General features: G+C 37.9%; 22 protein-coding genes and 1 tRNA gene. 12 read left to right on the forward strand and 11 right to left on the reverse strand.

Going from position 1 to position 22,099, the window contains the following annotated elements:
- Positions 1–36: 36 nt before the first annotated feature.
- From B806_RS0103390 to B806_RS0103405, 4 genes are all read left to right on the forward strand, one after another.
- Positions 37–663, forward strand: a complete 627-nt coding sequence (locus tag B806_RS0103390; protein ID WP_017386297.1) for a lysophospholipid acyltransferase family protein — start codon at positions 37–39, stop codon at positions 661–663.
- A gap of 66 nt (positions 664–729) precedes the next feature.
- Positions 730–1,647, forward strand: a complete 918-nt coding sequence (locus B806_RS0103395) for a patatin-like phospholipase family protein (protein WP_014207516.1) — start codon at positions 730–732, stop codon at positions 1,645–1,647.
- 105 nt (positions 1,648–1,752) lie between these two features.
- Positions 1,753–2,214, forward strand: a complete 462-nt coding sequence (locus B806_RS0103400; RefSeq protein ID WP_002116499.1) for an NfeD family protein — start codon at positions 1,753–1,755, stop codon at positions 2,212–2,214.
- A gap of 28 nt (positions 2,215–2,242) precedes the next feature.
- Positions 2,243–3,097, forward strand: a complete 855-nt coding sequence (locus B806_RS0103405; RefSeq protein WP_002116544.1) for an SPFH domain-containing protein — start codon at positions 2,243–2,245, stop codon at positions 3,095–3,097.
- 70 nt (positions 3,098–3,167) lie between these two features.
- Here B806_RS0103405 and B806_RS0103410 read toward each other — a convergent pair whose 3' ends face one another.
- From B806_RS0103410 to prpF, 3 genes are all read right to left on the reverse strand, one after another.
- Positions 3,168–3,536: an MmcQ/YjbR family DNA-binding protein gene (locus B806_RS0103410; protein ID WP_017386296.1), complete on the reverse strand. Its 369-nt coding sequence runs from the start codon at positions 3,534–3,536 to the stop codon at positions 3,168–3,170.
- A gap of 58 nt (positions 3,537–3,594) precedes the next feature.
- Positions 3,595–4,506, reverse strand: a complete 912-nt coding sequence (locus B806_RS0103415; RefSeq protein WP_017386295.1) for a polyprenyl synthetase family protein — start codon at positions 4,504–4,506, stop codon at positions 3,595–3,597.
- Between the two features lie 162 nt (positions 4,507–4,668).
- Positions 4,669–5,856 (reverse strand): 2-methylaconitate cis-trans isomerase PrpF, encoded by a 1,188-nt coding sequence (gene prpF, locus B806_RS0103420; protein WP_017386294.1) that lies wholly within the window; start codon positions 5,854–5,856, stop codon positions 4,669–4,671.
- Between the two features lie 378 nt (positions 5,857–6,234).
- Between prpF and B806_RS0103425 the strand changes: the two genes are divergently transcribed.
- Complete coding sequence (locus tag B806_RS0103425) at positions 6,235–7,614, forward strand: amino acid permease (protein ID WP_031944555.1); 1,380 nt, start codon at positions 6,235–6,237, stop codon at positions 7,612–7,614.
- A gap of 79 nt (positions 7,615–7,693) precedes the next feature.
- Here the strand turns inward: B806_RS0103425 and nudC are convergent, their stop codons facing one another.
- Positions 7,694–8,473: an NAD(+) diphosphatase gene (nudC, locus tag B806_RS0103430; RefSeq protein WP_005064457.1), complete on the reverse strand. Its 780-nt coding sequence runs from the start codon at positions 8,471–8,473 to the stop codon at positions 7,694–7,696.
- A gap of 287 nt (positions 8,474–8,760) precedes the next feature.
- On the opposite strand from nudC, the gene B806_RS0103435 reads away from it, so the two are divergent.
- A complete protein-coding gene (locus B806_RS0103435; protein ID WP_017386292.1) occupies positions 8,761–10,284 on the forward strand; it encodes a cryptochrome/photolyase family protein in 1,524 nt (507 codons plus the stop codon).
- Positions 10,285–10,288: 4 nt separating this feature from the next.
- Positions 10,289–10,429: a DUF2256 domain-containing protein gene (locus tag B806_RS19150; RefSeq protein WP_077162469.1), complete on the forward strand. Its 141-nt coding sequence runs from the start codon at positions 10,289–10,291 to the stop codon at positions 10,427–10,429.
- Between the two features lie 85 nt (positions 10,430–10,514).
- Here the strand turns inward: B806_RS19150 and B806_RS0103440 are convergent, their stop codons facing one another.
- Positions 10,515–10,769 (reverse strand): TIGR03643 family protein, encoded by a 255-nt coding sequence (locus B806_RS0103440; RefSeq protein ID WP_017386291.1) that lies wholly within the window; start codon positions 10,767–10,769, stop codon positions 10,515–10,517.
- A gap of 308 nt (positions 10,770–11,077) precedes the next feature.
- Here B806_RS0103440 and B806_RS0103445 point away from each other — a divergent pair.
- Positions 11,078–11,150, forward strand: a tRNA-Arg gene (locus tag B806_RS0103445).
- A gap of 13 nt (positions 11,151–11,163) precedes the next feature.
- Here the strand turns inward: B806_RS0103445 and hchA are convergent.
- From hchA to B806_RS0103465, 4 genes are all read right to left on the reverse strand, one after another.
- Positions 11,164–12,039: a glyoxalase III HchA gene (gene hchA, locus B806_RS0103450; protein WP_017385912.1), complete on the reverse strand. Its 876-nt coding sequence runs from the start codon at positions 12,037–12,039 to the stop codon at positions 11,164–11,166.
- A gap of 205 nt (positions 12,040–12,244) precedes the next feature.
- A complete protein-coding gene (locus B806_RS0103455; protein WP_079381155.1) occupies positions 12,245–13,255 on the reverse strand; it encodes an NAD(P)H-quinone oxidoreductase in 1,011 nt (336 codons plus the stop codon).
- Between the two features lie 32 nt (positions 13,256–13,287).
- Entirely contained in the window at positions 13,288–14,184 is an 897-nt protein-coding gene (locus B806_RS0103460; protein WP_017402621.1) for an AraC family transcriptional regulator, read from the reverse strand.
- A 157-nt stretch (positions 14,185–14,341) separates the two neighbouring features.
- On the reverse strand, positions 14,342–15,160 hold the full coding sequence (locus tag B806_RS0103465) for an undecaprenyl-diphosphate phosphatase (protein WP_017402622.1): 819 nt from the start codon (positions 15,158–15,160) through the stop codon (positions 14,342–14,344).
- 353 nt (positions 15,161–15,513) lie between these two features.
- Here B806_RS0103465 and B806_RS0103470 point away from each other — a divergent pair, with 353 nt between their 5' ends.
- Together B806_RS0103470 and B806_RS0103475 are read left to right on the forward strand one after the other, a co-directional pair.
- Complete coding sequence (locus B806_RS0103470) at positions 15,514–16,314, forward strand: PaaX family transcriptional regulator C-terminal domain-containing protein (protein WP_017402623.1); 801 nt, start codon at positions 15,514–15,516, stop codon at positions 16,312–16,314.
- A 104-nt stretch (positions 16,315–16,418) separates the two neighbouring features.
- Positions 16,419–17,411, forward strand: coding sequence for a fatty acid desaturase family protein (locus tag B806_RS0103475; RefSeq protein WP_017402624.1), 993 nt, complete (start codon positions 16,419–16,421; stop codon positions 17,409–17,411).
- A 48-nt stretch (positions 17,412–17,459) separates the two neighbouring features.
- Here B806_RS0103475 and B806_RS0103480 read toward each other — a convergent pair whose 3' ends face one another.
- Positions 17,460–18,485, reverse strand: a complete 1,026-nt coding sequence (locus B806_RS0103480) for an AraC family transcriptional regulator (protein WP_017402625.1) — start codon at positions 18,483–18,485, stop codon at positions 17,460–17,462.
- Between the two features lie 160 nt (positions 18,486–18,645).
- Here B806_RS0103480 and B806_RS0103485 point away from each other — a divergent pair, with 160 nt between their 5' ends.
- Together B806_RS0103485 and B806_RS0103490 are read left to right on the forward strand one after the other, a co-directional pair.
- Complete coding sequence (locus tag B806_RS0103485; RefSeq protein ID WP_017402626.1) at positions 18,646–19,344, forward strand: NAD(P)H-dependent oxidoreductase; 699 nt, start codon at positions 18,646–18,648, stop codon at positions 19,342–19,344.
- A gap of 598 nt (positions 19,345–19,942) precedes the next feature.
- Entirely contained in the window at positions 19,943–21,373 is a 1,431-nt protein-coding gene (locus B806_RS0103490; protein ID WP_014207529.1) for an outer membrane protein transport protein, read from the forward strand.
- A gap of 51 nt (positions 21,374–21,424) precedes the next feature.
- Here B806_RS0103490 and thrH read toward each other — a convergent pair whose 3' ends face one another.
- On the reverse strand, positions 21,425–22,042 hold the full coding sequence (gene thrH / locus B806_RS0103495; protein ID WP_002116438.1) for a bifunctional phosphoserine phosphatase/homoserine phosphotransferase ThrH: 618 nt from the start codon (positions 22,040–22,042) through the stop codon (positions 21,425–21,427).
- Positions 22,043–22,099: the final 57 nt, after the last annotated feature.

Consider the following 22,099-nt stretch of genomic DNA (forward strand, 5'->3'; position numbering starts at 1 on the left):
AAGATAAAACTAGGACAAGTTAAAATTTAAAAAAATATGGATCAACATTTCCCTAATTTACCTGATTTGGTGCCTCAACGCGGTACTGCTTTGAGCCGAGCACTATTTAAAAAACTTTTTTTAGCGCAAGGTTGGACAATTGAAGGTGAAGTTCCTAATTTGCCAAAAGCAGTGGCGATTATTTCCCCCCATACTTCCAATATTGATGGATGGTATGGATTTCTTGCGATTTTCGGATTAGGTATTCAAATTACGGTGTTAGGTAAAGATGCTCTTTTTAAACCCCCATTTAAACGAGCTTTAGATTGGGCTGGAGTCGTTCCAGTTAAACGTGACACAGCCAATGGACTTACGGAGCAAGTCGTTGCAACCATTCAAAAATATGACAAGATCTGGATTGGAATGGCGCCCGAAGGCACACGTAAAAAAGCAAAAAAAATGAAAAGTGGTTTTTACCATATTGCTGCAAAAGCCAATATTCCCATTGTCATGTTTTCTTTTGATTATGACCACAAGGCGATTCACTGTTTAGGTCACCTAAATCCAAGTGGCAACTACGATGAAGATCTCACCAAGATTTTTGAGCGTTATGAAGGAAAAATTTCACCTAAAAATCGTAATTGGCTTGCTGAACCTTTACAAAATCTAGTGAAAAAAACCTAGCAAAAATTGAGCAAATCTGGTCTCATGAGCCCTCTTAATTTATCTCGACGTAGATTATTTTTAAAGATGAAAATTGCTCAATTTGCCAGTATTGGATTTATCTCTCTAGCACTATTTGGCTGTGATAAATTTAGCAAAACACCAACACCGACAACCTCAATGAAAGCCCGTGAACCTGTGATTGCACTTGCTTTAGGTGGCGGTGGAGCAAAAGGATTTTCACATATTGGTGTAATTAAGGTTTTAGAGTCTCACGGAATTAAACCTAAAATTGTCACGGGTACCAGTGCCGGTAGCTTTGTTGGAAGTATCTACGCAAGTGGACAAACGCCTTATCAGTTGCAAAGTCTAGCGCTGAAGTTACAAGAATCAGATATCCGTGATTTAACACTTAATCGTCAGGGTATTATTCTCGGACAAAAATTACAGGACTACGTTAACCGTAATGTAGGCAATAAACCGATTGAGAAGTTCCCAATCCGTTTTGCTGCCGTGGCAACACGCCTTGATAATGGTCAAAAAGCTGACTTCATTAAAGGTAATGCAGGCCAAGCAGTACGTGCATCTTGCAGTATTCCAAATGTGTTTGTACCAGCAACAATTGGCAAGCAGAAATATGTCGATGGTGGATTGGTTAGCCCAATTCCTGTTAAAACAGCTCGTGACATGGGTGCAGATATTGTCATTGCAGTCGATATTTCTGCGCGTCCAGCAGGGAATCGCCCAGCCAATATGTGGGGATTACTTGATCAAACCATCAATATCATGGGTCAACAAAGTATTAATGAAGAACTCAAGCAGGCCAATGTTGTCATTCAACCTAAAGTTGGTCATCTAGGTACTCTTGATCTCAAATCAAGTAATCAGGCAATTTTGGAAGGCGAAAAAGCTGCTCAAGCGCAAATACGCCAAGTTGAAACGGCAATTGCAAACTTCAAAAAATCTCCAGCTGCATTTAAGCCTGCACCACGCCCTAAATTCTAATTGAGGTGGTTTTTTTCTATCCACACTCCCCATCATCTGCTACAGTGGTAAAAGTGATATTGAGTCACTTTTACCCATCATAAAGATATATAAAAGAGCAGATCTATGGAGTTTGTTATACAACCTTGGCACTGGTTTGTATTGGGTATCTTACTTATTCTTTCTGAACTGATTCTACCCGCCTTTGCCGCGCTTTGGTTTGGTATTGCCGCCATTATGGTGTGCTTTCTCTACTGGTTATTTCCAGATATTAGCCTCACAACGCAAATTATATTGTGGATAGTTCTGTCAGTGCTATGCACCATTCTTTGGTTCAAATTTATTAAACCATTATCAATTGATAAGACTAAGGCGGGATTACCCCGTGAAGCGACTATTGGTCAAATTGGTATGGTGATTCAAACCGGTCTCGACCATGATCAAATTATCGTTCGTTTTCCAATGCCCATTTTAGGGGCCGATGAGTGGAACTGCCGAAGCACCACACCAGTCAAAGTCGGTGATCGTGTTAGAGTTATTGATATTTCGGGTAATGACTTAATTGTCCAGTCCCATGGTACTTCATAAACATTAAAGATAAAGAGAGGGTATTTTCATGCCAGTCGGTACTATTATTGTTTTAGCCTTTTTGGCTTTTGTGGCTGTCACCATTTTTAAAGGGGTTCGTATTGTTCCTCAGGGTTATAAGTGGATTGTTCAACGTTTAGGGAAATATCATTCTACCCTTAATCCGGGGCTTAATTTTGTGATTCCCTATGTTGATGAAGTGGCTTATAAAGTTACCACTAAAGATATTGTGTTAGATATCCCATCTCAAGAAGTGATTACGCGTGACAATGCTGTATTACTCATGAATGCTGTGGCATATATTAATTTAACCACACCAGAAAAAGCGGTCTATGGTATTGAAAACTATACATGGGCAATTCAAAACCTTGTACAAACTTCATTACGTTCTATTGTCGGTGAAATGGATCTAGATGACGCTTTGTCTTCACGAGATCATATTAAAGCGAAGCTAAAAGCTGCGATTTCTGATGATATTTCAGATTGGGGTATCACATTAAAAACTGTTGAAATTCAAGATATTCAACCCTCTTCTACCATGCAAGCTGCCATGGAAGCGCAAGCCGCTGCTGAGCGTCAACGCCGTGCTACAGTAACGAGAGCTGATGGTGAAAAACAAGCTGCAATTTTAGAAGCTGATGGTCGCTTAGAAGCATCTCGCCGTGATGCAGAAGCACAAGTTGTTTTGGCTGAAGCTTCACAAAAAGCGATTGAGATGGTCACAAGTGCAGTGGGTGATAAAGAAACACCAGTTGCTTACCTGTTAGGTGAGCAGTATGTCAAAGCGATGCAAGATATGGCGAAATCAAGCAATGCTAAAACTGTGGTTTTACCAGCCGATGTTTTAAATACAATTCGCGGAATTATGGGAAAACATAATTAATTTAGTTACTTTCAATACGTAATTGAAATCAAAACGGCGACCACTATATCGCCGTTTTTTATCTTTTATATTATTGGTTTTTTAATTTTTTCTGATCTTTCAAAGGGAGTTTTTTTACAACCAAATCATAAGAATCGTGAATTAAATCTTGAAGTAAATCGCTTGTTAAGTTCTTATGCGGTGTAATCGAAATCCAGTGCTTTTTATTCATGTGATAGCCCGGAATAATAAATGAATAGAGCTCCTGATATTCCTGACTTTTATACGGATCACATTTGATATTAACTATTTTAACGTCAGCTACTTCTGCTGTCAGCATGAATATTTTTTCTAAAATTTTAAAAACTTCATATTCAGGCCCAAATGGATGGTCCTGTTGGCTAAAAGGAAGATTGCGAGCGATTTCAATTGCAGCTTGATGAAGCTGAGCACCATTCATTCTTTTCTCCCTTATTCATTGAATATGAATAGAAGTTATGAATATTAATTTAATATTATTAATTGGTACGTGCTAAAAGGAATTGCGAGATATCTACTAATTCTTTTGCATCGTCACCAAAGTGAGCTAAGGCTTCAAAAGCTTGATCATGCAATTCTTTAGCATAGGCCTTTGCTTGTTCGAGCCCCATTAAGGCTGGGTATGTCGATTTTTGTACTTGTTCATCCTTACCTGCGGTTTTACCTAAGGTTTCGGTACTCGAAGTAATATCGAGAATATCGTCTAATACTTGAAAAGCCAAACCAATGGTCTGCCCATATTGACGCAACTTTGGAATTGCTTGATCTGTTCCAGAGAAAATGGTCACTGCACCCATCATAATGGCCGCCTGAATGAGCGCACCGGTTTTATTTCGATGGATATTTTCAAGTTCGTCTTGAGTAATTTGCTTGCCTTCAGCTTGCAAATCTAAAACCTGTCCAGAGACCATTTTGGAGCTGGCAGTTGCTAAAATCTGCATTTGTTTTAATACAATCGCGGCATCGGTACCCTGCCCTTGTTCATCAAACAAACGGCTACCTAAAACCTCAAAAGCCATTGATTGTAAAATGTCACCTGCAAGCAAAGCAGTATCTTCACCAAACGCAACATGACAAGTCGGCTGACCACGACGCAGTAAATCATTGTCCATACAAGGCAAATCATCATGCGCTAAGGAATAACAATGAATAAGTTCAACCGCAACCGCAGCACGGCGAGCCGCAGCAAAATTTGGATTTGGCTGTAAAGAAGCCGTAGCATAACACAAAGCTGGACGCACACGCTTTCCACCAAGCATGACTGCATGGTGTACTGCACTTTTTAAAGGTTCTGGAATTGAAAATGCGGCCAATGTCGTCAATAAATCTTGTTGAATACGTTGTTGAGCTTGTTTTAAAACATCCGCATTAACTTGAGAGAGTGATGACACAGTCGCCTCGATAAAATCAGTAGAGAAATTTTATTGAATGTCATGAAGCATTCATGCGCTACATCATACACGATTCACTGTGAAAAGTGCGTGATGAGTTTTCGAAGGCCTATGTAAAAAGCCTCTACAAAATCGAGAGGCTTTTTTCATTTTAAGTGACTTTTAGAAACTGTCACCCGGAACGCGTACCCAACCTTCCATTAACACGCGTGCACTACGACTCATAATTGCCTTTTTAACAACCCACTGGCCATTAGTAAGTTCTGCTTGAGCACCAACACGTAATGTCCCAGAAGGATGACCAAAGCGTACTGCTTCACGCTCACCACCGCCAGCTGCTAAATTTACCAATGTGCCCGGAATGGCAGCAGCCGTGCCAATCGCCACCGCTGCTGTTCCCATCATTGCATGGTGAAGTTTGCCCATCGACAAAGCTCGAACGAGTAAGTCGACATCGTTCTCTGAAACGTTTTTACCGCTTGAAGCTGTGTAATTTTTTGGTTTAGAGACAAAAGCAATTTTTGGTGTGTGCTGACGCGCAGCCGCTTCTGAAATATCTTTAATCAAACCCATTTGTACCGCACCATAAGCACGAATTTTTTCAAAACGTGCTAGTACAGTTGCATCACTATTAATATGATCTTGTAATTCTGTACCTTGGTAACCCAAATCTTCTGCATTTAAGAAAATAGTTGGAATACCTGCATTAATAAATGTGGCTTGGAAACGGCCAATATCAGGAACATCTAATTCATCAACGATATTTCCTGTCGGGAACATATCACCGCCGTCTTCACCGTCATCGGCTGGGTCTAAAAACTCAATTTGAACCTCAGCGGCAGGAAACGTCACCCCATCAAGTTCAAAGTCGCCAGTTTCTTGAACTTGACCATTGGTGATAGGTACATGCGCAATAATCGTTTTTTGAATATTTTTTTGCCAAATTCGAACCGTACATAGGCCATTTTCTGGAATACGATCGGCATCAACTAAACCATTTGAAATCGAAAAAGAGCCAACAGCCGCGGTTAAATTACCGCAGTTACCGCTCCAATCTACAAAAGCTTGATCAATTGAAACCTGACCAAACAAATAATCGACATCATGATCTGGCTGAGAACTTTTAGCGAGAATAACTGTTTTGCTGGTACTCGAAGTGGCTCCTCCCATCCCATCAATTTGTTTTCCATAAGGATCTGGACTACCAATTACACGTAGTAACAGCTGATCTCTTGCTTGACCTGCAACTTGGGCTTTTTCGGGCAAATCATCAAGCTTAAAAAAGACACCTTTACTAGTTCCACCACGCATATAAGTTGCTGGAATTTTAATTTGCGGTACTGAGCTCATATCAACTGTTATCCTTACTATTATGTTCTTCTATATCAAAACAAGCATTCTTGTTTACCCTTCTCTTCATCTTAAATTGTTTTAAGGTCAAGAGATAGCGATCTGCTTTATACATCAATCGTATTGACGCGAGCATATTTTGTGAATTTAACAATACTCTTGCAATGACTTAATCTAAGCAAAATCTAAGAAAAAAAGTCTATCTGAAATTATATTTTTTAGAGTAGTTTTCACTCGAAATAGAAACATTAAAAGCAACATTATGATTTTAAATAGTTTTTACAATTACTTTTCAGTCACGCCTTATTAATTTGTAGTCTAGGCTAAAATAACTCCATCTATTAGAATAATTTACTTATTCATAGTGAGTGAAGACCTTTGACCAACGAATCTTCTACACTTCAACGAGGACTAAAAAATCGACATATCCAATTAATTGCTATGGGTGGAGCAATTGGTACCGGATTATTTTTAGGCTCGGCGCAAGTGATTCAATCTGCGGGACCATCCATTATTTTAGGATATGCCATTGGTGGCTTAATTGCTTTTTTAATTATGCGCCACCTGGGAGAAATGATTGTTGAAGAACCTGTTGCAGGATCGTTCAGCCATTTTGCGTATAAATACTGGGGGAAATTTCCCGGATTTTTAACTGGATGGAATTATTGGATACTCTACGTTCTGGTTGCGATGAGCGAACTCACCGCAGTGGCCAAATATATTAATTATTGGTGGCCTCATATTCCAGCGTGGACGTCTGTCTTATTTTTCTTTGTCGTGATTACGGCAATTAACCTAACAAACGTCAAATTTTATGGTGAGTCCGAATTCTGGCTCGCTATTATTAAAGTTGCTGCGGTCATCTCTATGATTGTTTTTGGGCTTTATTTGCTATTTACAGCAGATTTAGGCTCAAATATTTCATTTAGTAACCTTTGGTCTCATGGTGGATTTTTTCCAAATGGCTTTAGCGGCCTCTTCTATATGTTGGCTTTCTTGATGTTCGCTTTTGGTGGTATTGAACTGATTGGTATGGCCGCAGCGGAAGCAAAAGATCCGAAAAAAACCATTCCAAAAGCAATTAACCAAGTCGTTTTCCGTATCTTGATTTTCTATATCGGTTCATTGGCAATCTTACTTTCATTAGTGCCATGGAACCAATTAGATCTTGGCGGTCTCGACAAAAGCCCATTTGTGATGATTTTTAGCCAAATGGGAATTGGTTGGGCTGCACACTTACTGAACTTTATTATTTTAACTGCTGCCCTCTCTGTTTATAACAGTGGGATGTTTGCAAATAGCCGTATGCTATATAGTCTCGCTCAACAAGGTAATGCACCAAAAGTTTTTGCAAAAACCAATAAACAGGGTGTTCCTATTCCCGCTGTTTTACTTTCTGCTTTATTAATCTTTGGTTGCGTTCTTTTAAATTACTTTGTACCTGAAGATGCTCTTGGACATCTCATGTATGTTGTAGTTGGTGCACTTGTTCTAAACTGGGCAATGATATCAATTACACATTTGAAGTATAGACGCTTTGTTAAGCACGCGAATATTAAGACTTCTTTTCCAGCGTTATGGTCACCTTTTAGTAATTACTTAGTTTTAGCCTTTATTGCTGTGGTTCTCTATATTATGTGGACTCAAGGCTTCAAAGAGTCAGTAATGATGATCCCTATTTGGATTACGGCAATGCTCGTACTTTTTGACTATTTAAATCCTAAAAAACTAGATTCCATTGAGAATCCTGAAGAATAAATAAATCTAAAAAGCCATTGTCTAGACAATGGCTTTTTTATTTAAAACTATAAGATTAAAGCCATATCTGAATCTCAGTTTAAAGCCACTGTTTCGTATCATCAGCGACAGGTGTGCCATGAATAACGTGCATAATCATTGCATGAGCAATACTGCCTTTAAATGGAATTTCAGGTAATTGATTAAATTTGAAAAACTGAGCATCGCTAAGTTCTTTCTCCTGAATTTCAATTTCGCCCGCTTCATATTCAGCTTTAAAAGCCAACATTAAGTTACTCGGAAATGGCCATGGTTGACTCGCCAAATACTGAATATTCTTAATGTGTAATCCAACTTCTTCTAATGTTTCACGTCGCACAGCATCTTCTAGTGTTTCCCCTACCTCGACAAAGCCAGCGATTAAACTGTACATCTGGCTCGTATTTCTGGCATTTTTAGCCAGCAAAATCTCGTCCTCTCCACGTGTAATAATAGTAATCACACAAGGATTAACTCTAGGATATTGACTAAAATTACATGCTGGACAAGTCATAGAATATTCAGTCTTATGCTGTTGGGTTTTATGTCCGCAACGGCTACAAAACTGATGATTACGACGCCACTCTAGCAACTGAAAAGCGCGACTTGCCTGCTCAAACTGAGGTTTAGTCCAATACTGTAAGAGTTGGCGAATGGGTATAAACTGATATCCATTTGGTATAAGTTCGCTTTCTTGGAAATCTCTTGCTATTACTAGAGGGTCTGCTTGTATAGGTAAATCATATTCCTGCTGTTCAAGGCAAGGTAGATTAAAATTCGCATCAACCAAAAGTTGTTGCTGCTGAAAAATATAAGCAATAGGAAGGTTGTTGGTATCCATTTATATACTCGAGTGAAGAACCTTTCGATGGCCTCTATGGCTCCTTCAAAAGGATCAAGCTTAAACATATTTTTTAAAAATCTTACGCATACTGGCAAACATCTTCAATTTATTTAATTTGTATCTTTTTGATTAAAATCACATTTTATTCACGCGCGCTATGCTTTTAAGTTATATCTATGACTTTATAGCTAACTGACCAGTGATGAACTTAGAAGCTCTGCTTCACATAAAATTGATCTCTGAAAACTTAAACTAGTTTTAGTTCCATCTCATGAAGCAAAAATATGCGATTTGGTTTAATTCTGGGTGATCAATTAAATCACCAACTCGCAACGCTCAAGTATTTAAACCGTAATGAAGACGTTATTTTGATGGCTGAAGTGCTTGAGGAAACGTCTTATGTTGCTCATCATCCACAAAAAATAGCACTGATTTTTAGTGCAATGCGTCACTTTGCAAAAGAATTAAAAGCACAGGGCTGGAAAATCCGTTATCACACATTTAAGCGCGAAAGTCATATAAAAAAGTTAGTCGACTTTATTGCTTTGCAGCAGCAACACTTCTCGGCGAATACTCTCGTCATTACCCAATGTGGTGAGTATCGCTTACAACATGAAATCGAAACTTCATGGGCTAACAAGCTAAAACTACCTGTTATTTGTTTAGAAGATGATCGATTCTTTTGTACCGTAGAACAATTCAAGCAATGGGCAAACAAATATAAAACACTAAGAATGGAATACTTTTACCGAGAAATGCGCAAGCAAACTCATTATTTAATGCATGACCAACAACCCGTTGGCGGGCAATGGAACTTTGATCAAGCCAATCGAAAAGCTTGGTCAGGCAATCCACCTTTGCCACCAAAATTAACCTTTGAGCATGATCAAATTGATATAGATGTTATTCAACTGGTCAAGAAAGAATTTTCTCAACATATCGGCAATATCAACTCCTTTCAATGGGCAACAACCCGTCAAAATGCCCTACTTGCTCTAGATCATTTTATTTCTAACAACCTACCCCACTTTGGCGATTATCAAGATGCCATGGTTTATGGTTCAGATTTTATGTTTCATAGTCTGCTCTCGCCTTATTTAAATTGTGGATTGTTATTGCCAAAAGAAGTGTGTGACGCTGCCCAAACAGCTTATTACAACGGACAGGTTCCCTTAAATGCAGTAGAAGGATTTATTCGGCAGATATTAGGGTGGCGGGAATATGTGCGTGGAATCTATTGGTTGTGTATGCCTGACTATAGCGATCAAAATACCCTTCAAGCCAGCACGCCGCTGCCACAATATTACTGGACGGGTAATACAAAAATGGCATGTATGGCCGAGTGTTTCAGAAATACCTTTGCACATGGATATGCTCACCATATTCAGCGTTTAATGATTACAGGCAACTTTGCGCTTTTAGCAGGTGTAAACCCATCAGAAATTTGCGAATGGTATTTAGCTGTCTATGTAGATGCTTATGAATGGGTTGAGTTACCGAATACATTAGGTATGGCAATGTATGCAGATGGCGGCACCATGGCAAGTAAACCCTATGCTGCATCAGGTAATTACATACATAAAATGTCAAATTATTGTCAGCAGTGTACATATAACGTCAAAACCAAAACTGAACCAGACAGTTGTCCATTTAACAGTTTGTATTGGTATTTTATGAGCCAGCATGAGGCCATATTTCGTCAGAATCCCAGAATGTCGATGATTTATAAAAACCTTGATCGTATGAAAGATAAAGCTTCTGTCATGAAGCATGCAAAGTTACTTATTCATCAACTTGATGAGCTTTAATATCATGAAAAAACAGCATCTACCCCAGAAAATATGTGTCTATTGCCAACGCCCTTTTGACTGGCGAAAAAAATGGGAACGTTGCTGGGAAGAAGTAAAATATTGCTCTGAAAGATGTAAAAGACAAGCCCGTTCAAATAAGTAAATATTTCACCAGATTATTTTAACTGATTCAACACGACTCTTCATTGTTGAATCAGATGTATTTCAATTGGTTATATATGATGATGTTAAGCATATTTATACTGACGAGAGCAGTAAGCTCGTTCAACGGCTGGTGAACGTAATTGTTGATGTTTAGTTTTACGCCCTGCCATACGTTTACGCCAAAGTTTAAAACTATTGGTTTTCAGGTTATATCTCATTAAACGAATCACTTCGCTTTCACTTAAGCCATATTCTCGCTCAATTGCTTCAAATGGGGTTCGATCTTCCCATGCCATTTCAATAATTCTAGATAAGTCCTGTTCATCAATTTTTTTCATGCTATGCCCTTTTGAATTATAGGTAGCTAAATCTGATTTTTAACAAACAACCTTTCGGGAACAGTTTCATCTACTCAATTGCTTGTCTTAAACCTTTTCGTGTTTTGCTTCAGATCATAGAAAGATCAACATGAAGTTTTTGTGATTTTTTAGCTTTATAAACTGTTTTTCTACAGATATAAGTGTTTGAAACCGTTGAATGGTTCAACTTTATCTTTATTGGCCACTCTGGCAAAATTTTTAATAACTAAAACGTAAAAAAGCCATTGCCTTCGCAATAGCTTTTTTGTTTATAATCATAAAATTATGCGCCCTTAGCTTAACTGGATAGAGCAGTTGCCTCCTAAGCGACCGACGTGGGTTCGAGTCCCGCAGGGCGTACATATTTCTTCACTTAATCCTTCACTTCAGCCAACAATGTTTCAGCTGCAAGTTTCCCTAAATTATTAGAAGCAAGCGGACTATCACCAGTTAGCAATTTACGGTCTCTATGACATTGACCTGTAATGCCCTTATTTAAAATTTCTACACCGAGTTTTTCAAGATTTTCACCCACTAACCAAGGTAAAGCTCCAGGCATATAACCAATATCAATATTTGCTCCTTTATCTAATGAATCAGGGAATACACAAATTTGATAGCCTTTAAAAATATAGTTTTCTGGCTGTTCATTAACTGCCGCAGCCAGTAATGAGGCTGGACCATGGCATAACGTAATAATAAATTTATCTTGTTCAACCGCCCATTTAAGAACTTTGTTTACCTCAAGACTATGTGGAATTTTAGCTAATATGCCATGCCCACCCGGAATAAATACAGCCGCATAGGGTGAGTTTTCACCAACTGCATTTTCTAAAATGTCAGCTAGTTTTAGCGGATTTTTTAATTTATCTGCATATTTCTGAAAGGTATCTAACACCACTTGTTCTTGCTTTGGCATTGCCCACATTTCAAGTTTGGCTGGATTTCCTGAAAGTGTCGCAATATCAATTTCGAAGCCTGCATTATCTAAATGAAACATCGGTAAAAGCATTTCTACAGGATGGTTACCTGTTGAAAAGAACTTACCGTTTTGCATCTGGATGTAACGTTCATCAGTTGCAATCATTAAGACCTTTTTATTGCCTGTATACGGCGTTGAATAAGTCGTACCATCGTAATCGGTTTTAGGAGCAGTATATTGACTCAGTGAATAAGGTGATGGGAAAAAGGCATTATCTTCAGCCAAATCTGGAGTAGGATTTTTATCATCAATATTTGCAGTATTCATTGTTACTATCCTTTTTCATCAGTATGGAAAGAAATAAGGTAAAAACCAATTGTTATTTCTTACTCAATTTATAGGTGAAGTTATAGAAGTGGTGCAATCTGCCAATAGAATTTGGCAATTTTTATAGAGAAATAGGCAGAATCTAGAATTATAAAATTCAGTTTAGGCGAACCTGTCGTTCGCCCAAACTTCAATGATTACAGCGTTACGCATTCATTTCTAAAACGATCTTTCCAATATGATCACCTTGTTCCATACATGCGTGAGCACTTTGTACATCTGAAAAAGCATACGATTTATAGATTTGCGGTAAACATTTACCTTGAGCCAATAATGGCCACACATGCTCATTCAAAGATTGGGCAATTTGTGCTTTTTCTTGGCTATTACGTGCTCGCATCGTTGAACCCGTAATTGTGGCACGTTTTAAAATCAGTTTTTGTAAATCAAATTCTTTTGCGATTCGTCCCCCCATAAAACCAATAATGACCAATCGGCCATCACGTTTTAATAGATTTAGGTTTTTCGTGAAATAAGAACCACCTACAATATCTAAAATGACATCAACACCTTGATCTTGAGTGTGCTTCAAAACTTCCTGCTCAAAATCTTGGGTTTTATAGTTAATTGCTGTGGTGAAACTAGAGAGTGCTTTAATTTTATCTTCACTACCAACCGTAGCAAAAGTTTTAATCCCTAAAGCTTGGCAAATCGCTAAAGCTGTGGTTCCAATACCACTTGCCCCACCGTGAATCAATGCAGTTTCATGTTTCTTTAAACGGCCAATATCAAATAGGTTTGCCCAAACCGTAAAAAATGTTTCCGGAATCGCAGCAGCTTGTGTAAAAGATAAATTTTCAGGAATTGGTAATACTTGAGTTGCTGTTACCGCACAGTACTCAGCATAACCACCGCCATTTGTTAGGGCGCAAACTTTATCTCCAACCTTGAATTGATCGACTTGTTCACCTACAGCAACCACGACACCAGCGACTTCAAGTCCGGGTATTTGAGTAACACCTTTAGGCATTGGATATAATCCCATACGCTGCAATACATCAGGGCGGTTAATTCCTGCAGCCTTTACCTCAATTAAGACTTCATCTGCTTGAGGTTCTGGAATATTAGCATCTTGAACTTTTAGAACCTCAGGTCCACCCGGAGCCGTAATTTCAATAATTTTCATGGTTGTTGGAAGGGTCATAAAATGCTCCATGTTTGATTTATATCTAAAAATACTAATCTACGTTAAATAATTGAGGACTTGGGTGGAACGCCAAACAGTCGCTTAAATTCTCGGCTAAATTGAGAAGCACTGACATAACCAACTTCATAGGCTGCTTCTGCTACACCCATTTTATTATTCATGATTAACTCACGTGCCTTATGTAACCGAGTAATTTTGATGTACTGTAAGGGCGAATAATTCGTCACCTTTTTAAAAGTTTGATGAAAAAGCGAGATGCTCATGCCTGCTTGTTTCGCCAACTCTTGAACCGTTAAGTTATGATAATAATCACGCTGAATAATTTCACAAATGGTGTAAATCACGCCATTTCGACTTGCCATAGCAGATAAGCTTTCGACTAGACTGTTACCTGAAGCCTGCACCACACGATAAACCAATTCTCTTTTAACTTGCTCACCCAATATAAAAGTATCTTGTTTAGAACGAAGTAAATTGAGTAATCTGAAAGCAACCTCTGAAATAGTCTCATTCATGTCAATCACTCTAAGCCCGCAGCTTAATTTTAAATCTTCTGAATGAGCATCTTCAGTAACCACTTGTTGCTGTTTATCCATTTTAGTAATGAGATCAGTCATCATTTGTGGTTCAAATTTTATGGCTATCGCTAGCATTGGTTCATTATTTTCAACCACAGTATCGCAATCAAACGGTATTGCAATTGAGATAAATAAACACTGACCTTGTTGAAACTGAAAGATTTCTTTACCAATATATCCACGCTTTAACCCCTGTATCACTAAAACAATTGAGGGTTCTTGCAGCACGGCAACAGGTGGTGTGGAATGATCTACCCGCATTAAGGTGATGTTAGAAATAAAAGTAGGATAGAGGCCTTCTGCTGGAGCCAAGTGCAAAAATGCATCGACCAAATGTTCTGTAAGATGATTTTGCGGCATAGTTTTATTGTGAGAGGTAATCTAATAATCAATATAACAATGAACCTAAAATGAAAACATCTGTCTTACGTTTACTTTGTATAAATAGGCAATTCAAATCAATTTTTAGGCATAAAAAAACCTAGAGCATTCTAGGTTTTTCACTTTATTAGGCTATTTAAGCCGATAAATTAAAGAACATTGCTGCAATCAAAATGATTACACCGAGTGCAATTCGGTACCAAGCAAATACACGTAACGTGTGACGTTCTACAAACAGTACCAATGCTTTTACAACAAACAGCGCAGCAATAAAAGCAGCAACGAAACCTACCCCAATATTAACCATATTGTCTGAGGTAAGTACGTCAGCATTTTTAATCAAGTCAAAAGTCGCAGCCCCCAACATGGTCGGCATAGCAAGGAAGAAAGAAAATTCTGTAGCAGCTTTACGTGATAAACCTGCAAACATTCCGCCTACAATTGTTGCGCCTGAACGTGAAGTTCCCGGAATCATCGCCACACACTGAGCAAGACCTACTAAAAGCGCTTGTTTAAAAGTAATTTTAGTCGCATCGAGTGTCTTATGTTCAAACTGTCTAGATTCCACCCAGAAAATAATAAGAGCACCGACAATCAAAGCAATCGCAACCACAATTGGGCTAAATAGAACACTTTTAATAAAGTCGACAGCTAGAACACCAATAATGACTGCTGGAAAGAATGCAATAAGCACACTGATCGCAAAATGACGTGACTCCACATCACCGCTAAAAAATCCCTTAATCAAGTTAATAATTTTTTGTCGGTATAACCAGCACACTGCCAAAATAGCACCTAACTGGATTACGACCTCAAATACACGACCGCCGTCTGAGTGGAAATCGATAATATGACCAAATAAAATTAAATGGCCTGTACTCGAGATGGGTAAAAATTCAGTTAAGCCTTCGACAAAGCCTAAAAACAGTGCTTTTATAACTTCAAAATTTTCCATAACTTGCTCAAAGAAAGTTAATCATTAGAACGACCTAAAATTTGTTTTATCGAAATTGGTAAGTCCCAAATTAGACTTAACACAAGTTCAATATCAGATCATTTCTAACGTTTGTGGTTATTGCCCCTAGTTAAAGGCAGTTTATTTAAAGTGCGATAATGTATCACATCATGATGACAAACTTGGGTTAACTATCGTAAAAAGATAAAACTTGGTTAAGAACTGCCAAAGTTTTTCTTGTTATAGACAAAGCTTTTTACCTTTACTTACTCTACAAAATGATCTTAAAAAGTCCTTAAAAAAACATGATATTATTCTGATCAAATGCAGGTCATCTCAAAAATTCAATCTGAATGAAAAATACCAAAATTAATGCACGCCATCTCATTATCGATTTATTTCTTTCCTCTGCTTACCCTCAGCTCACGATTAGACAAATATTAATTGCTGCTAAACTTTTTAATATGAGTGACAACGGTATACGTGTGGCTACGACTCGGCTATTAAATGAAGGCATGATAGAAAGTGTAGAACGCGGTATTTATCAACTTTCGCCATCAACCAAAGAATGGGCAAAAGTCATTTTGAATCGTAAAAATGGCATTAAGCAGACTAAAGAATGGCAACAACACTATCTGGCAGTATTTACGGGGACATTAGGTCGTATTGATCGAACCGCTTTAAAAAAGAGAGAACACGCTTTACGTCAATTTGGTTTTAGAGAACTCGAAACTGGAATTTATATACGTCCAGATAATTTAGCGTATAGCTTTGAAAAAACATGTGAAGAGCTCATTTTAGCGGGTCTTGAAAATGAAGCTAAAATTTCTATTATTCAAAAATTTGACGCAAAAACAGTTTCGTTAATTCCTTCTTTGTGGGATACCAAACAGCTTGAAAAGAACTATGAAATGTATAGTCAAGATATTCAAGAATGGCTTTTGAACTATAAAAATCTATCCTTAAATGAGGCTGCTACCCAAGCTTTGTTATTAGGACGTGAAACAATTACCTTACTCATGAATGATCCTCTACTGCCTTCTCCATTTGTTGATGAACATGCCCGCAATCAGTTTGCTCAAAATGTACAACAGCTCGATTCGATTGGACAAAAGCTATGGCAGAAACTTTATGAAAATGAATTAGCCCACTAAAGGGCGATTTATTTTTTTACAAACAAATATTTCACTTTTTAAAATTTTATGATTATATTTGTAATATAAGATATGGATACCAAAATCTGATTGGGAGAATAAAAATGAATGCACAAGTGAGTGTGACCGATCTATTTAGCAGAGAAGAAATACAAGAACTCACACAACCCTCAGACATATACGGTGCTTGGGCTGTTGCAAGTACGTGGGCTGTTATTGGCGGAACATTTGCAAGCTTAATCATGATGTGGGATTACTTACCTAGCTGGGGCAAATTACTTGCTTGTATGCTAGCTTTGGCCATATTGGCGGGTCGCCAGTTATGCCTTGCAATTTTGATGCATGATGCATCTCATAAAAGCTTGTTCAAAAATAAGAAAATAAATGACTTTGTAGGTGAATGGCTATGCGCCCGTCCAATCTGGAATGATTTACAAAAATACCGCGTACATCATGTCCGTCATCATGCAAAAACCTCTACTCCAGATGACCCCGATCTTTCGTTAGTTTCTGGTTTTCCTGTAAATAAAAAATCGCTTACTCGTAAATTTTTACGCGACTTAACAGGTATGACAGGATTAAAGTTTAGCTTTGGTCGAGTGTTAATGGATCTAGATCTAATGAAATGGACTGTTGCCAATGATCAGGTCTGGTTAGATCGAAGCAATAAAGATTTCGTTGACTATGCCAAAAGTCTTATAAAAAACAGTAGTGGTGCCATTGCAACCAATGTAGCTCTTTATGGTGTTTTAAAAGCTTTTGGTCAACAACGGTTTTATTGGTTATGGCCCCTAGCTTATTTAACACCGTTTCCATTATTTTTAAGAATTCGCTCAATGGCCGAACATGCAGGTATGCAAACGAGTAATACGGCTTTAACCAATACACGAACAACACGTGCAGGTTGGATTGCTAGAAGTTTTGTGGCGCCTATTCATGTCAATTACCACATGGAACACCATTTAATGGCTTCGGTGCCCTACTTCAAACTGCCGCGTATGCATCGTCTATTGAGAGCGCGCGGCCATGTTCCAGCACCACCTAGCTATTTTGAAGTGATTGATTCACTCTCATCTAAGCCAGAACAATCTAATTAATTGACTCAAATCATAAATGAAAGGCCATGAAATTAAATTTGTGGCCTTTTAACTTAAATCATCCATCTTATGTTTGGTTTGGAAATATTTAGGCGTCACTCCCATCCAGCGCTTAAACGCACGAGTGAAGTGAGAAGTCTCGGCATAACCTAGCATTAAAGCCACTTTTTCAACCGACATATTATTTTGAGTTAAAAGTTTCTGGGCATACTCCTTTTTCAGTGAGTCTACCAAGAGCGTAAAGCTAGTATCATCAAGAGCTAAATAGCGTTGCAAAGTTCGCTCTGACATATTCATGATATGAGCCACTTGCCCAACTTTTAATGCGTTAATATTCCCATTTAAAAGCAATTTTTCGGCAACTTGTTTGACCTGGCCTTTCCAACCACTTTTTAAGTTTAATTTCTCTATATCCCGCTTACATTGCGCATTTAATAACGGCGCTAGCATTGGGTCTGCCGTTAATACAGGTTGTGCTAAATACTCTTTTGGAAATATCCAACGATTACGCTTTTGGTTAAATAAACAAGTTACAGCCAGTTGATGACTGATTTGGCCAAAACCTATCGGCTCTGGCATTGGTAATTCAACTTTTCCCAAATGAGAAAGCCCTGTTAATTTTTTGGCAATTTGAACAAAACCGACTAACAAAAAAATGTTGGCATTTGGGCTCAGCTGAAATGCATTGACAGGCTGATGAATTGACCAATATGCATCATTATTTTCTTGTTTTAATTCCGGTTTAAAAACCTTACAACGTGAACCAATGAATTGTTCAAGTATTTTCAGTGCTTCTCCTAAATTTGGAGAAACTATGGCAGCCATTCCGACTGAACCATAACATGAAGCCGTCATGCTTAAAGCTAAATACCCTGCTAGTGCTGGCTCTTTGCATAACTCGATCGCCCGTTCAATAAGCTGATTTAAGATGTTGAATTCAACATACCAGTAAGGCTTTTCTAATTGGTCTAAAGTTATTCCGCTTCCATTTAAAAGCTGCTCACCAGAGACACCCCACCGCTTAACAGTCTCGACGATTAAATTAATATAAGTTCCGGGTAATTCTGGATTCATGAGCAACCCATATGAGCAAAATAAAATGGCGCGAAATGGTAAAAACTGTCAGTTCATGAACTATGCCATGCTTTTAAATTGATGCATAGTTATTCAAAACAAAATCCGCTGAATTGCACTAGACAGCACAATTTCTAAAAAAGAATACAGGTCCTCCCCTATGAACATTCTGATTGTCCATGCTCATCCAGAACCCCAGTCTTTCACCACTGCTCTAAAAAGTACAGCTAAGCAAACCTTAGAAGAATTGGGGCACAGCGTAGAAATTTCAGATTTATATGCGATGCAATTTAACCCGGTTGCATCCAAAGAAGATTTTTTAGAGCTTAACCAACCTGATTATTTTAACTATGCACTTGAACAAAGAAATGCCAGCAAAAATCAGCTTCTAGCTCCAGATATTCAAGCAGAAATTGAAAAGATAAAAAAAGCTGATCTCGTCATTTTAAATTTCCCACTTTATTGGACATCTGTTCCAGCAATTTTAAAGGGCTGGATTGATCGTGTGTTTGTATCTGGACTTTTTTATGGGGGTAAACGGTTTTACAATCATGGTGGCATGGCAGGAAAAAAAGCGATGTTGTGTTTAACACTCGGTGGTAGAACACACATGTTTGGAGAAAACTCAATTCACGGACCAATCGAAAATTATTTATCCCCGATTCAACGTGGTACTTTGGCATATGCTGGTTTTGAAGTCTTACCTCCATTCATTGCTTATCATGTGCCGTATATTAGCCAAGAAGCACGACAAACCCTTCTTGAAGACTATGTAATCTACCTTACTCATCTGGACCAGCTCGAGTCATTAAAATTTCCCAAACTTGAGCAATTTGATGAAAAACTCTATCCACTCTAATACTCTGTTTTAGCTCTTAAAATTGAATAACCGAATTTAGATCATTATTTTCGGTTTTTTATTACACATAACTTTCAAATATAGAATCCAAATTTGCTCAAAAAATAGATCAAATGGTAAAAAAATTAAGGTAAACTTTTTCATAAAATGAATAATATAAAATTTAATCAATAATATACAGGTGTAGAGAAACTAGACTTATCAACTAAAAATGACTACCAATACTCATTTCATAATCACTTAATTCATATTTTTACAAAAAAATCTTTGACCATTTTTCTTGGATTTGTGACAAAAATGTCATAAAAACAAAGGCCACCACTAATAGATAAAAAATATAAATATCAATTAATTAAATTAATTTAACAACGCAAATATTCCTTCATATTTCATCCATTATTGGCATTATTTGTATAAAAAGTGAGTACTCCTCAGTTCATATAACAGATTTACTCTTATTGTAATTATGCTATTTTTGTTACATGGAGTTATCAAAGCTTCTATTACTTGTAATTAGGAGCTTTGAAGGCAACACAGTTTAAACGGTTTAACTCTGTTACTTTTAAAAAAATGTCTTGAAGTTCAAGGAAAGATTAAAATGAAATTAAAACATCTGAGCACTGCAATGATTTTAGCAACGCTGCCTGCAACTGGGGTTTTTGCAGCAGCATTGGATCGCTCTGGACAGTCAATGTCTGCATTCTTACAACCTGGTAACTACTTTGAAGCTGGTATTTCTATTCTAGACCCAGATGTAGCAGGTAAAGAAGCAGGATCAAGCACAACAAGTCGTAACATTGGCGATATGGCTGATGATTATTTTTTCCCAAGCGCAGCCTTAAAACTACAACTTAACGATAAATTCTCTTTTGGTTTACTTTATGACCAACCATTTGGTTCTGATGCTGAATACTCAGGTAATAATGCATTTGTTTCAAACCCAGGGTCTGACTCAGTTTTATCAGCTGGTGCAATTGACGGGATTGTTACTAAAAAAGCAAAAGAAGCTTTAGAAGCTAAAGGATTGCCTGTAAATGATCAAACTTTAGCAATAGCAAAAGGCCAAGTTTTAGCAAGTCCTCAATTTCAACAACTTGCTGGTGCTCTTGCTGTAGCCAATAATTATTTAGGTACTGGCGGAACTAAAGTAGAGGTAGATACACAAAACTTATCTTTTGTTTTTGGCTTCCAACCAAACCAAAACTTTAACTTCTATGCTGGTCCAGTATTACAAACAGTTAAAGGTAATGTAAGTCTTCGAGGTCAAGCTTATAGCCTTTACAATGGTTATGATGCGAATATTAAAGAAACTACTGGTGTAGGTTGGTTAGCAGGTGCAGCTTATCAAATTCCAGAAATTGCGCTTAAAGCATCTTTAACTTATCGTTCTGAAATCGACCATAAAACCAATATTAATGAAGACTTATCTTTATTAAATTTCCCTGGTCTTACTTCTGTGCTCGCTGGTTTAGATGTTCCTGCATCTAAGCTTCAAGCTATTAATTCAGAAGGCAAAACTACAATTACTACCCCTCAATCTGTAAACCTTGATTTCCAAACAGGTATCATGGCAAATACAGTGGCATTCGCGAATGTACGATGGGTAAACTGGAAAGACTTCTCTATCCAACCATATAAATTCGGCAAAGTATCGGAAGCTGTAGGTGGGCTTGTTGGGCGTCCAAATGGTTTTAACTTAGTTGAATACTCTGATGACCAATGGTCTGTTAATGCCGGTGTTGGCCGTAAACTTAGTGACAAGTGGGCGGGTAACGTTTCTGTGGGCTGGGACTCTGGCGCGGGTAATCCTGTAACAACCTTAGGCCCAACTGAAGGTTACTGGAACGTAGGCTTAGGTCTTCAATATAGCCCTACTCCACAAACTTTCCTTGCTGGCGGTGTAAAATACTTCTGGTTGGGTGATGCTAAAGCTCAAACTGGCGCACAAGCTGGTAGTGATCAATATGTTGCAGACTTCTCTGACAACAATGCCATCGCTTATGGTTTAAAACTTGGTTATAAATTCTAAGTTTTAAAACTGATTTATATAAAGAAGGCGCTTAAAGCGCCTTCTTTATTCTTAAGCTGGGATTGTACGCTGTGAAACTGAACGGATTGCTTCTTTTAATGCATCATATCCGTGAATAGCTGGAAACTGAGGAAACTCAGCAATCACATTTGCAGGCGCATCAAATAAGAAACCATGGTCCGCTTCACCAAGCATGGTTGTATCGTTATACGAATCACCTGCAGCGATTACACGGAAATTCAAGCCATGCAGTGCTTTAACAGACTCACGTTTTTGATCGGGTTGACGTAGTTTATAAGCGGTAATCATACCTTCTTCATCTGTCTCTAACTTATGACAGAAAATTGTTGGCCACCCTAATTGCTTCATTAAAGGATGTGCAAACTCATAGAAGGTATCTGATAAGATCACGAGTTGGAAATGCGTACTCACCCATTCAACAAACTCTTTTGCCCCCGGTAATGGCCCCATCTCAGCAATGACTTCTTGAATATCATTTAAGCCTAAACCGTGTTGTTTTAAGATATTAAGGCGCTGAGTCATTAAAACATCATAATCCGGAATATCACGAGTTGTTGCTTCGAGTTCTTTAATCCCTGTTTTTTTAGCGAAATTGATCCAGATTTCAGGAACTAAAACCCCTTCAAGATCTAGGCATACGATTTCCATGAATGCTTCCAACGTTGGTTAAAAATTGCTGTATCATACCATTAAGATTTTCAGTTT

This window comes from Acinetobacter sp. TG2027 (assembly GCF_000302435.1).
Lineage (GTDB): Bacteria > Pseudomonadota > Gammaproteobacteria > Pseudomonadales > Moraxellaceae > Acinetobacter > Acinetobacter pittii.

Coding starts and splice junctions, on each gene's coding strand:
- B806_RS0103435 (WP_017386292.1), top strand. CDS start 8,761: ATGCGATTTGGTTTAATTCTGGGTGATCAATTAAATCACCAACTCGCA.
- B806_RS0103460 (WP_017402621.1), bottom strand. CDS start 14,184: ATGCCGCAAAATCATCTTACAGAACATTTGGTCGATGCATTTTTGCAC.
- B806_RS0103440 (WP_017386291.1), bottom strand. CDS start 10,769: ATGAAAAAAATTGATGAACAGGACTTATCTAGAATTATTGAAATGGCA.
- B806_RS0103475 (WP_017402624.1), top strand. CDS start 16,419: ATGAATGCACAAGTGAGTGTGACCGATCTATTTAGCAGAGAAGAAATA.
- B806_RS0103410 (WP_017386296.1), bottom strand. CDS start 3,536: ATGAATGGTGCTCAGCTTCATCAAGCTGCAATTGAAATCGCTCGCAAT.
- B806_RS0103485 (WP_017402626.1), top strand. CDS start 18,646: ATGAACATTCTGATTGTCCATGCTCATCCAGAACCCCAGTCTTTCACC.
- B806_RS0103465 (WP_017402622.1), bottom strand. CDS start 15,160: ATGGAAAATTTTGAAGTTATAAAAGCACTGTTTTTAGGCTTTGTCGAA.
- prpF (WP_017386294.1), bottom strand. CDS start 5,856: ATGAGCTCAGTACCGCAAATTAAAATTCCAGCAACTTATATGCGTGGT.
- B806_RS0103390 (WP_017386297.1), top strand. CDS start 37: ATGGATCAACATTTCCCTAATTTACCTGATTTGGTGCCTCAACGCGGT.
- B806_RS0103480 (WP_017402625.1), bottom strand. CDS start 18,485: ATGAATCCAGAATTACCCGGAACTTATATTAATTTAATCGTCGAGACT.
- nudC (WP_005064457.1), bottom strand. CDS start 8,473: ATGGATACCAACAACCTTCCTATTGCTTATATTTTTCAGCAGCAACAA.
- B806_RS19150 (WP_077162469.1), top strand. CDS start 10,289: ATGAAAAAACAGCATCTACCCCAGAAAATATGTGTCTATTGCCAACGC.
- thrH (WP_002116438.1), bottom strand. CDS start 22,042: ATGGAAATCGTATGCCTAGATCTTGAAGGGGTTTTAGTTCCTGAAATC.
- B806_RS0103455 (WP_079381155.1), bottom strand. CDS start 13,255: ATGGAGCATTTTATGACCCTTCCAACAACCATGAAAATTATTGAAATT.
- B806_RS0103405 (WP_002116544.1), top strand. CDS start 2,243: ATGCCAGTCGGTACTATTATTGTTTTAGCCTTTTTGGCTTTTGTGGCT.
- B806_RS0103470 (WP_017402623.1), top strand. CDS start 15,514: ATGAAAAATACCAAAATTAATGCACGCCATCTCATTATCGATTTATTT.
- B806_RS0103395 (WP_014207516.1), top strand. CDS start 730: ATGAAAATTGCTCAATTTGCCAGTATTGGATTTATCTCTCTAGCACTA.
- B806_RS0103490 (WP_014207529.1), top strand. CDS start 19,943: ATGAAATTAAAACATCTGAGCACTGCAATGATTTTAGCAACGCTGCCT.
- hchA (WP_017385912.1), bottom strand. CDS start 12,039: ATGAATACTGCAAATATTGATGATAAAAATCCTACTCCAGATTTGGCT.
- B806_RS0103400 (WP_002116499.1), top strand. CDS start 1,753: ATGGAGTTTGTTATACAACCTTGGCACTGGTTTGTATTGGGTATCTTA.